Source organism: Haloechinothrix halophila YIM 93223 (assembly GCF_000504245.1).
GTDB lineage: Bacteria > Actinomycetota > Actinomycetes > Mycobacteriales > Pseudonocardiaceae > Haloechinothrix_A > Haloechinothrix_A halophila.
This window is the reverse complement of record NZ_KI632509.1, coordinates 4,075,198-4,087,324: the sequence shown is the minus strand read 5'-3', so window position 1 is coordinate 4,087,324 and position 12,127 is coordinate 4,075,198. Positions and strand designations below refer to the sequence as shown.

9 protein-coding genes are annotated in these 12,127 nt (G+C 68.6%); 6 read left to right on the top strand and 3 right to left on the bottom strand.

The genetic code is table 11. The features are described 5' to 3' along the window. Positions 1-4 precede the first annotated feature (4 nt). A complete protein-coding gene (locus AMYHA_RS18650; RefSeq protein ID WP_034277885.1) occupies positions 5-415 on the bottom strand; it encodes a hypothetical protein in 411 nt (136 codons plus the stop codon). Positions 416-577: 162 nt separating this feature from the next. Between AMYHA_RS18650 and ctaE the strand changes: the two genes are divergently transcribed. The 4 genes from ctaE to qcrB are packed head-to-tail and all read left to right on the top strand — an operon-like array spanning position 578 to position 4,911. After that, the gene (ctaE, locus tag AMYHA_RS18645; RefSeq protein ID WP_034273054.1) at positions 578-1,207 is read left to right on the top strand and encodes an aa3-type cytochrome oxidase subunit III; all 630 of its coding nucleotides are present in this window, start codon (positions 578-580) and stop codon (positions 1,205-1,207) included. Positions 1,208-1,266: 59 nt separating this feature from the next. After that, positions 1,267-2,079 carry a cytochrome bc1 complex diheme cytochrome c subunit gene (qcrC, locus tag AMYHA_RS18640; protein ID WP_034273050.1) on the top strand — a complete coding sequence of 271 codons (813 nt, stop codon included), beginning with the start codon at positions 1,267-1,269 and terminating at the stop codon, positions 2,077-2,079. After that, the gene (qcrA, locus tag AMYHA_RS18635) at positions 2,072-3,220 is read left to right on the top strand and encodes a cytochrome bc1 complex Rieske iron-sulfur subunit (RefSeq protein WP_034273046.1); all 1,149 of its coding nucleotides are present in this window, start codon (positions 2,072-2,074) and stop codon (positions 3,218-3,220) included. Before qcrC ends, qcrA begins: the two co-directional genes overlap by 8 nt. Next, complete coding sequence (gene qcrB, locus AMYHA_RS18630; RefSeq protein WP_051400073.1) at positions 3,217-4,911, top strand: cytochrome bc1 complex cytochrome b subunit; 1,695 nt, start codon at positions 3,217-3,219, stop codon at positions 4,909-4,911. The genes qcrA and qcrB overlap by 4 nt, the downstream gene beginning before the upstream one ends. A gap of 154 nt (positions 4,912-5,065) precedes the next feature. On the opposite strand, the gene AMYHA_RS18625 is transcribed toward qcrB, so the two are convergent. Together AMYHA_RS18625 and AMYHA_RS18620 are read right to left on the bottom strand one after the other, a co-directional pair. Further along, on the bottom strand, positions 5,066-6,682 hold the full coding sequence (locus AMYHA_RS18625) for a ricin-type beta-trefoil lectin domain protein (RefSeq protein ID WP_084037364.1): 1,617 nt from the start codon (positions 6,680-6,682) through the stop codon (positions 5,066-5,068). 204 nt (positions 6,683-6,886) lie between these two features. Further along, entirely contained in the window at positions 6,887-8,602 is a 1,716-nt protein-coding gene (locus AMYHA_RS18620) for a DEDD exonuclease domain-containing protein (RefSeq protein WP_034273043.1), read from the bottom strand. A gap of 99 nt (positions 8,603-8,701) precedes the next feature. On the opposite strand from AMYHA_RS18620, the gene AMYHA_RS18615 reads away from it, so the two are divergent. Together AMYHA_RS18615 and AMYHA_RS18610 are read left to right on the top strand one after the other, a co-directional pair. Continuing rightward, positions 8,702-10,051 carry an NYN domain-containing protein gene (locus tag AMYHA_RS18615; RefSeq protein ID WP_231104809.1) on the top strand — a complete coding sequence of 450 codons (1,350 nt, stop codon included), beginning with the start codon at positions 8,702-8,704 and terminating at the stop codon, positions 10,049-10,051. Between the two features lie 122 nt (positions 10,052-10,173). Then, complete coding sequence (locus AMYHA_RS18610) at positions 10,174-12,021, top strand: D-alanyl-D-alanine carboxypeptidase family protein (RefSeq protein ID WP_231104807.1); 1,848 nt, start codon at positions 10,174-10,176, stop codon at positions 12,019-12,021. The last annotated feature ends 106 nt before the right edge of the window (positions 12,022-12,127 follow it).

Below are 12,127 nucleotides of genomic sequence, written 5' to 3'. Positions count from 1 at the left end.
CCTCCTACTGGGATGTCGTGGTCGGCAGCCGGTTACGGAGCACGTCGGCCACGGTCTCGGCGGCGGCGATCGGGTCGAGCGGGTGCACCAGCACCGCGTCGGCCTGTGACCAGGTGGCGAGCCACTTGTCGTCGGCGCGCCGCACCGAGACGACGATGGGCGGGCACTCGCTCAGCTCGTTCTTCAGCTGCCGCGCCAGCCCCATGCCGCCGGTCGGCTGCGCCTCGCCGTCGAAAATCGCCAGGTCAACGGTGCCGGAGTCCATCTCAGCGAGCACATCGGCCACTGTCGTGGCCTCGATGTAGCTCACCCGGCCGATGTCCGCGGCGGGCCTGCGGCCGATCGCTGTGATGATTGCCTCACGGACGTCGGCACGGTGGCTGAGCACCAGGATTTTCAACGGCTCGCTGCTCATGGCGGGTTGGCCCTCCGTCTTCATTCCCCAGTCAGGGTGTCGTTGACTGCCGCCGCTGACTCTATCTGGAGTCAGGTTTGCCGAGGTAAGGGCCAGCGTTACCGCACAGTTGATCACCTATGGTCCTACCCGGGAGCGCGGCGCGGGAGGTGAGAAGCCATAATGCCAGACGTGACTACGGCAGCGCCCACGATCAGCCAGCGCGTGCACTCGCTGAACCGCCCCAACATGGTCAGCGTCGGCACGATCGTTTGGCTGTCCAGTGAACTGATGTTCTTCGCTGGACTCTTCGCGATGTTCTTCACCGTCAAGGCGCAGAACGACGACGGAGTCTGGCCACCGATCAACGATGCGACCGGGGAACCGATCCATCTGGACATTCCCTACGCATTGCCCTTCACGATCATCCTGGTGGCGTCGTCGTTCACGTGCCAGCTCGGCGTGTTCGCCGCTGAGCGTGGTGACGTGTTCGGGCTGCGCCGGTGGTACATGCTCACGTTGATCATGGGTGCCGTCTTCGTCGGAGGCCAGGGATACGAATACGTCCAGCTGGTCAACGAGGGCGTCACGATCCCGTCCGGGCCGTTCGGCACCGTCTTCTACATGACGACAGGCTTCCACGGGCTGCACGTCATCGGCGGACTGATCGCGTTCGTGTACCTGCTCATGCGCACCAGGATGAGTAAGTTCACACCGGCCCAGGCGACATCGGCCATCGTGGTCTCCTACTACTGGCACTTCGTCGACATCGTCTGGATCGGGCTGTTCGCGGTGATCTACATCGTGCCGTGACCGCCACTGAAGACCAGACAGCGTGACACCCTCGAACTGACAGCAAGGTTGCCGCAGACATGACCCCTAGGAAGTTCCGAGTTCGCTCCGGCAGCAAGGCCAGGCGCCGCATCGCCGGTCTGCTCGCGCTCGGTATCGCACTGATGGCCGCTGGTGGCCTCTACGCCCTGTTCGTGCCGGAGCCCCAGACCGCACAGGCGCAGGGTGACTCCGCGCTGCTGCGGGAGGGCGCCAAGGTCTACAACAACACGTGCATCACGTGTCACGGGGCGAACCTCGATGGCGTCGAGGGCCGTGGTCCGAGCCTCATCGGCGTCGGCGAAGCCGCGGTGTACTTCCAGACGTCGACCGGCCGCATGCCGATGGTGCGCCAGGAGGCGCAGGCTACCCGCAAGCCGGTCAAGCTGACGCCGGAGGAGATCGACGCGCTCGGCGCGTACATCCAGGCGCACGGTGGCGGCACCGAGCGGCCATCGGAGTCCGGCGAGGCGCTGGTCGGCGACAACCCGGCCCGTGGTTCGGAGCTGTTCCGGCTGAACTGCGCCTCCTGCCACAACTTCACCGGCAAGGGCGGAGCGCTCTCGTCAGGTAAGTTCGCGCCCCCGTTGGCGCCCGCCAACGAAGAACAGCTCTACACCGCGATGCTGTCCGGGCCGCAGAACATGCCGAAGTTCTCCGACCGGCAGCTCAGCCCGGAGGAAAAGAAGGACATCATCGCGTACGTGAATTCGGTCGCCGATGACAACAACCCGGGCGGCGCTTCGCTCGGCGGTTGGGGCCCCGCATCGGAAGGTGTCATCGCGTGGATCGTCGGCATCGGCGCCATCGTCGGTGCGACGCTGTGGATTGGATCGAGGGCAGGTCATGAGTAGCGGTAACGAGCAGCAGCTTCCCACCGAAGCCGAGCTCGCCGAGATGGACCGCGACCAGCTGGTCGCGCTCGGCGGCAAGCTCGACGGTGTCGAGCTCGCCGAGTACCCGGACCCGTGGCCAGTCAAGGGAACCCGCGCTGAGAAGCGCGCCGAGCGCGGGATCGCGCTGTGGTTCACGCTCGCGGGCGTGTCCGGTCTGGCGTTCCTGGTCGCGATGATCTGGTGGCCCTGGGAGTACGCGCCGGCGACGGAAAGCTCCGAGCACTTCTGGTACAGCCTGTACACCCCGGTGCTGGGTGTCACGATGGGCGTCTCGATCTTGGCGTTCGCGATCGGGATCCTGCAGTACACCAAGAAGTTCATCCCGCACGAGGTCGCCGTCCAGCAGCGTGACGACAACATGGGTGCGGGCTCGGACGAGGTGCACCGGCAGACGTTCGCGGCGCACCTGGCCGACGCGGGCAACCGCAGCACCGTCGCGCGCCGCTCGGCGATCAAGCGTGGCGCTGGCTTCGGTGTCGGCATGCTCGGCCTCGGTGCCGCGCTGCTGCCGCTGGTCGGGTTAATCAAGAACCCGCACAAGAACTCCGGCAGCAAGGAAGGGCTGTACCACACCGGCTGGCAGCCGGAGGAGCCTGGCCAGAAGGTGTTCCTGCGCCGCTACACCGGCACGCCGCACGAGGTCGTGCTCGTCCGGCCGGAGGATCTCGACGCGGGCTCGATGGAAACCGTCTTTCCGTTCAAGGAGAGCGAGCGTGGCGATGAGCACGCCTTGTCCGTGGCGCTGAAGCGGTCGGACAATCCAGTCATGTTGATTCGACTCCGCCCGCAGGACGCCGAGAAGGTCGTCAAGCGCGAGGGCCAGGAGGACTTCAACTACGGCGACTTCTACGCCTACACCAAGATCTGCAGCCATGTCGGGTGTCCGACCTCGCTGTACGAGCAGCGGACGAACCGGATCCTCTGCCCGTGCCACCAGTCGCAGTTCGACGCGCTGCAGTATGCGAAGCCGGTGTTCGGTCCGGCGACGAGGGCGCTGGCGCAGCTGCCCATCACGTTGGATCCCGAGACGGGATACCTGGTGGCCAAGCACGACTTCATCGAGCCGATCGGTCCGGGATTCTGGGAGCGCAAGTCATGAGTGAGCTGACGACGCCCACCAAGGGCGACCCGCTGCCGCAGAAGATCGCTGCGGCGCAGGCGGAAGAGGTCGACAAGCGCTACCACGCCGCCAAGGGCCTGCGGCACCAGATGAACAAGGTCTTCCCGACGCACTGGTCGTTCCTGCTCGGTGAAGTCGCGCTCTACAGCTTCATCATCCTGCTGCTGTCCGGCGTGTACCTGACGCTGTTCTTCGATCCCTCCATGGAGGAGGTCGTCTACGACGGTGTCTACACCAACCTGCAGGGTGTCGAGATGTCGCGGGCCATGGCGAGCACGCTCGACATCTCCTTCGAGGTCAGGGGCGGTCTGTTCATCCGGCAGATCCACCACTGGGCCGCGCTGATCTTCGTGGCCGCGATGGCGGCGCACCTGTTGCGGGTGTTCTTCACCGGTGCGTTCCGTCGTCCGCGTGAGGCCAACTGGGTCATCGGCGCGCTGCTGCTGATCCTGGGTATGTTCGAGGGCTTCTTCGGCTACTCGCTGCCGGACGACCTGCTCTCCGGTACCGGTGTTCGAGCGACACTGTCCGGTATCACGCTCTCGGTGCCGGTGATGGGCACCTGGGTGCACTGGGCGTTGTTCGGCGGGGAGTTCCCCGGAACGGAAATCATCCCGAGGCTGTACACGCTGCACATCCTGATCGTGCCGGGCATCATGCTCGCGCTGATCGCGGTGCACCTCGGCCTGGTCTGGTACCAGAAGCACACCCAGTTCCCCGGCGTCCGGCGCAAGGAGACCAACGTCGTCGGCGTGCGGATCATGCCGGTGTTCGCGCTCAAGGGTGGTGCGTTCTTCGCCGCCGTCACCGGTGTGATCGTGCTGATGTCCGGTGTCTTCCAGATCAACGCGGTGTGGAACATCGGCCCGTACAACGCGTCGCAGGTCTCGGCCGGTGTGTGGCCGGACTGGTACCTCGCATGGGCTGACGGCATTCTGCGGATCTGGCCCGCGTGGGAACTCTATCTTGGTGACTACACGATTCCGCCGGTGTTCTTCGCGGGCGGTGTCGGGATGCCGGTCCTGTTCGGACTGTTGATCGCGTATCCGTTCATCGAACGGAAGCTGTCGAAGGACACCGCGCACCACAACCTCCTGCAGCGTCCGCGTGACGTGCCGGTCAGGACCGGTATCGGCGCCATGGCGATCGCGTTCATGGTGGTGCTGGAGGTCTCCGGGTTCAACGACATCTTCGCCTACACCTTCGACATCTCGCTGAACGCGATGACCTGGATCGGGCGCATCGGGATTCTGGTGTTGCCACCGCTTGCCTACTACGTCACCTATCGAGTCTGCCTCGGCTTGCAGCGAGCCGACCGTGAGGTGCTTGAGCACGGTGTCGAGACCGGCATCATCAAGCGCCTGCCGCACGGTGAGTTCATCGAGGTGCACCAGCCGCTGGGGCCGGTCGACGAGCACGGCCACCCGGTTCCGCTGGAGTACCAGGGCGCTCCGGTGCCGAAGAAGATGAACGAGCTCGGCTCCGCGGGCAAGGCCGTTCCTGGGTCGTTGCTGACCCCGGACCCGCCCGAGGAGACCGCCGCGCTGGAGCGGGCACAGGCCGCGCAGCACGCGGTTCAGGCTGGCAATGGTCATGCCGTCAGCGGCGACGAGGCCAGCGGCGACGGCCAGGCCGAGATCGAGGCGCCAACGGGCGGTCGCGAGAGCTGACCGCGTAACGAGCATACGAAGGCGGGCGGAGAACACGGCGTTCTCCGCCCGCCTTCGTATGTGGTGTGCCGTGGTTCTGAGGTGTCGCGAAGGGCGTCATCCGTGACACCCGGGCATCCCGATGACGCCTTCGCGACACCGACCTACCAACCCCTCAGTAGGCGCTGCTGGGCATCCAGTCCTTGTAGCCGTAGCCGGTGTCACCGGTCTTGGGCTCAACCCACCACAGCTGGCGCGAGTCGGATCGATCGCAGGACACCATCCGCAACCGGGCGCCCTTCGACGTGCCAGGGACGGCGGCGCACAGTCCCGGCTTCGCTGTCGAGCGGATCAGGCCCTCGTCCAGCGTGAACGTCTGGTTCTGCCCGCCGTGGCAGTTGTAGACCACCAGCTCGTGCCCGGCCGCGAGACTGTCCTCGACGTCGGCGCACCGGTCGTGCGTCAGCTCGATGTGCAGGGTGTCGCGCGTCGGGTCGAGCCACCAGCCCTGGTTGCGCCCGCCGTGGCAGGTCCACTGCAACAGGTCATAGGTGTTGCGCGTGGAGTAACCCTCCGAGTCGACACACAGCCCGGACGCCAGGTTGCGCAGCTGCCGGAACTCGAGCTGCCCGCCGTAGAGCGCGACGTCGTTGGTGCTTCCGGGGTCGACGCATGTCGCTGTCGGCAGCGCCGGTTGGGAGTAGAACGCGCCCATGCACTTGCCGAACGCGCCGTGGCCGCGCGCGTTGGGGTGCCAGGACTGCCGGTACGTGTTGCTGTCGGCGGGGTCGCCGCCGTTGGATTTCACGCCGGTCACCCAGGTGCGTTGGGTGCACGGCTCATGGCCGTGGAACAGCCTGCTGGCATCGAGGTAGCGCACTCCGGTCTGCTCGGCGGCGTCGCGGATGGCCCGCTCGAACAGCGGGACGACCTTGTTGCGGCCGAGCGCCATGTCCTTGAGATAGAGCAGGCAGCCGCCTCGGTACCAGCCGGGGAAGTCCGGGTTGTCCTCGACGTCGGGACTCGCGGGACCCGGGTAGCTCATCACGACCAGCTGGTAGTCGTTCGAGGCGTACCCGGCGTCGGTCATGGTCTGCTTCACGCTGGTGACAGCCGTGGCCAGGTTGTCGCCGGATACCGTCACGCGCGCCTGGACGGTGTCGGTGTAGTCCGGCCAGCAGTTGCCGAGGAACAGGATGCGCCGGATCGTGCAGTCGGTGACGACGGGGCCGAACTCGATGCCGCCGGAGTCGTTGGCGCTCGCCACGATCCAGACGAGTTCGACGTTGAGGTTACGGGCGGTGATCGCCAGGTTGTCGCCCTGGTTCAGCTCGTCCCACTGCTGCGCGCCGCTGCCCTCGATGAGGTGTTTGGTGGCCGCGCCGGAACAGGCAAGGTTGCGAGTGACGTCGACGGGTATGCCGGTGCGGTGGATGGCGGCGTGCTTGGCGCGGTGGCACCAGTTCTCGTCGCCGTCTCCGTCGTCGTCGCCGTTGGTGCCGGTCTCGTACGGGCCTTGCCCTTCGCCGGAGATCTCGCTGTCGCCCATGCTGACGACGGCGGTGTCGCGCTCGGCCAGCGGTCGGATCTGCGGGTCGCCGTACCGATCGATGGCGCGTTCCTTGCGGATCTTCTCCAGTTCCGGTGGCAGCGGCTTGATGGTCTGGCTCGCCGGTGCGGCGGCCGCCGCAGACGGCGGCGAGCCTAGGAACAACGCCGCGACCAGGACGAGCACGCCGAGCACGAGCACGCTCGCGCGTCTCAGTGGGTGGTAGCAGGGTGAGGTGATCATGACGCCCCCTCGTGGTGGGTGGACAACCGACGAAACGCCGGTTCTGTGATCGACATCACCGTACGGGGCGCATCGGAGAAAGTGAATATTGTTCGTATATGTGGGCGCAGGCGGCTGCGCCGATTCACCGGCGGGCGCAGCCGCCGGATGGGTTAACCGGCATGACTGGGGCTTCGCAGGGACTCGTGAGCGCGGCCGACCGCGTCAGGACGCCGTTTCCAGCGCCCGCGCCTGCGAGACGCGCTCCAGCCAGTCGCCCCAGCCGCCGGCGGCGCGGGCTGGCTCGGCCCACGGCTGCGTGGTGCGCACGATCCGCACGCCCGGCCGGTGCAGCCAGCGCAGCAGCACCGAGATCTCCTCGGGCGAGCCGCCGCGCAGCGGTCCCTCCCCGGCGATGACCGTCTCCGCGCTCGCGACCAGCGACTCGACGACGGGCATCGGTGCGGTGCCGCGCCGCGCGACACCCGCCGAGGCGAGCCTGCCGTGCCGGATCACCGCGAACTCCCAGCCGTCCGAGCCGTCGGGGGAGGCGGCGATCAGTTCCTCGATCGCCGCCAGCGCCGTCATTGAGTGCGCCGACGCCACGCTGCGCACCAGCGCGGCGAGTTCGTCCCTGCGGTTCGCCGCCAGCTCGAAGTGTTCCGCGCTCGCCAGCGTGTCCAGCTCGTCGGCGGCGGTGCGCAGGAGATCGCCGTCGGTGCCCGCGATCAGCGAGCTGACGCGGCCGACCAGCGGCGCGTACTCCGCGGTGGATTGCTGTCCCGCGCACGGCGCGCCGCAACGGCCGAGCTCAGCCAACGCGCACGGCGAGCCGCGCTGGCCCGTGGCGGGAATCCGGTCGGTGCAGGTCCGCAGCCGGGCCGCCGAGGACAGCGACGCGGCGGCATCGGCGGCGGCCCTGCGGGAGCGAAACGGCCCGAGCGCGCCGTCCCTCGGCGTGCGCACCACCGACAGCCGGGGAAACGCCTCGTCGGTGAGCGCGACCCACCAGAACTTGCCGGGGTTGCGCGAACGCCGGTTGTAGGCAGGCTTGTGCGCCGAGAGCAGCCGCAGTTCCCTGACCTGCGCTTCCAGCGCGTGCGAGCATTCGATGCCGTCGACCCGCTCGGCGAGCGCGACCATCTCCCTGATCCGGCCCCTGCTCTCCGAGCCGGTGAAGTACTGCCGCACCCTGCGTCGCAGGTTCGATGCCGTGCCGACGTAGAGCACCTCGTCGTTCGGCCCCCGGAACAGGTACACGCCTGGTGTCTCCGGCAGATTCGCTGCCATGCCGCGCTTGCGCCGTTGTGCTGGGGTGACTTCCGGCAGATAGTCCAGCAGCTCCTCAAGCGATTGCACGCCGACCGAGCCGACCCGCTCGAGCAGGGCGTGCAAGACATCCACGGTGGCCTTGGCGTCATCCAGCGCGCGGTGGGTGGGCATCGTGCTGGCACCGAACAGTGCGGCGAGTGCCGACAACCGGCAGCTCGGCGTCTCCTGCCGGTCGAGCACCCTCCGTGCGAGCCGTACCGTGCACACCACGCTCTGTTTCGGCCAGTGGTAGCCGTGCTGGGCGCACGCGGCGCGCAGGAACCCGGTGTCGAACGGCGCGTTGTGCGCGACGAGCACGGACCCCGCCGCGAACTCGAGGAAGGCGGGCAGCACCTCGTCAAGCGCGGGTGCGTTGGACACCATCGCTTGCGTGATCCCGGTCAGTGACACGATCTGCGGTGGGATCGCGCGGCCAGGGTCGACGAGCGTGGCGAACTCGCCGAGCACCTGGCCGCCACGGACCTTGACCGCGCCGATTTCGGTGATGCCGTCCGATCCGGCCTTGCCGCCGGTGGTTTCCAGATCGAACACGACGAAGGTTGTCTCGCGCAGCGGGGTGCCGAGTTCGTCGAAGGTCAGCTGGACGCTCACGGCTGGCACTGTAGGCATGCGGACCGACAGTCTGTTCGAACGTCTCACTCCGGCGTGTCGCGATCCGCTGTGCGGCGACTCACGCTGGGTAGACACCGCGCCGGTTACGCTGGGCTAGTGTCAGACGAAGCGGACAACCATGGGCAGGGACGTGCCCGCGGCGTGCCCGCTGACTGGGGCGCGCTGCCAGAGCCGGTACGCGGCAGGCTGGTTGAGCTGGCCGCCGCGTCGCTCGGTGAGCTGAGCGAGCCCGACGTGCCGAAGCGGCTGCGGCCGGTGGTCCGGTTCGCGCCCGCGAAGCGGGGGCGGGTGGCCGCCGCACCGCTGCTGGCGTCATTGCGGGAGTCGCGTCCGTTCCGCACGGCCGTCGTCGCATGGGCGCGCGAGAACCGGCCCGCCGCGCTCGACATCGCCGCCGAGGATCCGGTGACGGCTGCGGCCGCCGCGGTACTGCTTGACGCGGAGGAGGCCGGTGCGTTGCTGACGACCGTCGCCGAACGCGGCGAGCAGGTGAGCCTGCGCGCGGAGCGAGACGCCGCGCTGGCCAGGATCGAACGGCTCGAAGCGGAACTGGAGCAGGTCCGCGACGAACTCAAGGCGGAGCGGGAAGCCACCCAGCTGGCGCGAGCCGAGCGTTCCGAGGAACTGGAACGACTACGGGACCGGCTCAGGGAACGCGGCGTCGAGCTGCGGCGGCTGCGCGACGCCGAGCGCGAAGCGCGCCAGGAACTCGAGGGGAAGGGAACCGCGGCCGCCTCCGAACGGGACGAGCTCGCCGAGCAGCTCGCCAAGCAGCGCAGGCGGACCGAGGCGGAGCGCGCGCGTGCCGAGCGAGCGGAAGCCGACGCGGAACGCGCGCGGCAGTCCGCTCGGGAGGCCCGCGAGGCGGATGAGGTGCGGCTGGCACTGCTGCTGGACACCCTCGACGGCGCCGCCAGCGGCCTGCGCGCGGAGCTGAACGTCGCGGGCACCGCCGCTGACCACGGGCAGCGCCCAGCGGACACCGTGGATAACGCTGACAACGCGACGGCCATGCGACAGGGCGGCGCGGTGGCTGACGCCGCCGGGCTGCATCGGCTGTTGACGCTGGCCGGGGCGCACCTGATCATCGACGGCTACAACGTGACCAAGACCGGTTACCCGGAGCTGGTGCTCGCCGAGCAGCGGCAACGGCTGGTGCGCCAGCTCGCGGCACTGGCCGCGCGGACATCGGTGGAGATCACGGTGGTATTCGACGGAGCGGGGGTGGTCGCCGTGCCTTCGGCGAACGTGCGCGGGGTTCGGGTGCTGTTCAGTGCCAACGGGGTACCCGCGGACGACGTCATCACCGACATGGTGGAACGGGAACCGCAGGGGCGGCCGCTGATCGTGGCGACCGCGGATCGGGAGATCATCACCGCCGTTGGCAGGCAGGGCGCGTTCGTGCTCCCGCCGACCGTCCTGCTCGACGAGCTGGGCAAGGTCTGAGGCGCGATGCTCGATCGCAACCATATTGATATCGGCGCGTGGCGTCACATGCCGGTCTGGATCGAGTTATGTGTAACAGGGCGTTCGTGCCGGGCGTCGTGGGGGCGGAAAAGGAGGCGTTGATGGGGCGGTGGCCTCGGCAGGCGATGATCCGGGGTGTCGTGCGGGCGTCCGTGGTGTCGCTGGCGCTGGGCTTGCTCGCCGTTCCCACGGCTAATACGGCCCACGCGCAGGACGAGGCGCCCACCGATCCCGGCCCGCCGCGCGTCGAGGCGGGCGTCGCGCCCGGTGCGGGCGTGCCCGATCCGAGGCCGGGGGAGGCGTTCGCGGACAGCGAGGTCGCGACGTTGCAGCAGACCGCCAACCAGGTGCAGCGCGAGCTGGGGGAGCTGGCGAACAAGATCTCGTCGGCACGGGATCGGCTACGGGCGGCGCGACGCCAGCTGAGCGAGGCGCGTGCGGAGCGGAAGTCCGCCGAGCGGGCGCTGGTCGCGCTGCGCGACGAGATCGACGAGCTGTCCCGGTCCGCCTACATCGCGATGGGACGACCCGACGAACTGAGCCTGCTGCTCTCGGCGTCTGGCCCGAAGGAAATGCTCGCGGGCAGCTCGATCGTGAGCTACCTGCGTGATGGCCAGGACAAGAAGCTGACCAAAGCGCTCGACAGGCTGCGCACGGCCGAGGCCGCGGAAGCCGAGGCGTCGCGGCTCGAGAGCGAGGCGGCCGAGCGCGAGAACGAGCTGGTGGGACGCAGTGACGATGCGACCAACCGTGCCGACGCCGTCTCCAGTGAGCTGCGTGACCCGATCGCGACGGCCAATGAAGCGGTTGCCGCGCAGCAAAAGCAGCAGGCCGAACGCAACCGCAAGACCAAGAAGAACTGGCAGCGCTACCTCAACCGGCTCGACAAGGCAGGGATCACGCCGCCTCGGGCCTCGGCGTTGCGCGATCCGGACACGCTGCCGCCGGGACTCGATCCGCTACGGGGTGACGACGGTGACCCGCAGCGCGGTGTCGCGCAGGCCAGCAATCCAATGTCCGGCGGCGACCGGCTGCTGGTGCTGCCGAAGCAGACCATCGACGCGGTCAGCGACGCCATCGACGCGCTCGGCAAGCCTTACGTGCCGCGCGAGCACGGCACCGGGCCGACGTCGTACTCCTGCGACGGGCTTGTCAACGCCGTCTATTCGGACGCTGGCCTCGACCAGCCCCGGCGCGCGGCGCGACAGTACGCGACCGGCAGGCGGGTGCCGGTCGACGACGTCCAGCCGGGCGACCTGGTGTTCGCCGGGCCAGCGAAGTACGGCGTGCAGCACGTCGGGATCGCGCTCGACGACGAGACGATGCTCGCCGCCGACGGCAGGCTCGCGACGGTGGCCGTCACCGACCTGCCCGGTACGGGCACGCTGCTCGGTGTCACCCGGCCGTCGCTCGGGGACGGGAAGAAGCGTCGGGTGCCGAAGCGAGACGACGGCGAGCTGACCTGGCGCTGCGGTGGGGTTGAGCTGCCGCTGCGGACGTCGTCCGAGTCGGGCGGCGGGCACAGTCACCCCGGCGCGACCGGCGCATGGGGCGGTTACCCGAATGGCCTGATCCCGTCGTCGGCGCTGTGCGGCATCGGGATCGGTAGCCACGCGCTCCGGTGTGACGCCGCGCAGTCCTTCGCCGCGATGTCGCGCGCGCACGCCGCGGACACCGGCAGTGGCCTGTGCGTGACCGACTCGTACCGCTCGTTCCCCGCGCAGGTCGACCTGTACCGCAGGAAGCCGTCGCTGGCCGCCGTGCCGGGAACCAGTAATCACGGCTGGGGCATCGCGATCGACATGTGCGGCGGCGTGGAGTCGTTCGGCACCGCCGCGCACCGCTGGATGCAGGCGAATGCTCCCGCGTTCGGCTGGATCCACCCGTCCTGGGCCCGGCAAGGCGGCGGCAGGGAAGAGCCGTGGCACTGGGAGTACGTCGGACGCTGACGGGACTGGCAACCTTCGACCGGGTGATCACGGCGACGTGCGGCCCGTTGACCGGGCCGATTATGTCGGTGGTGCTCCTTACGGTGGCCGTGGAACAGCCACCGAG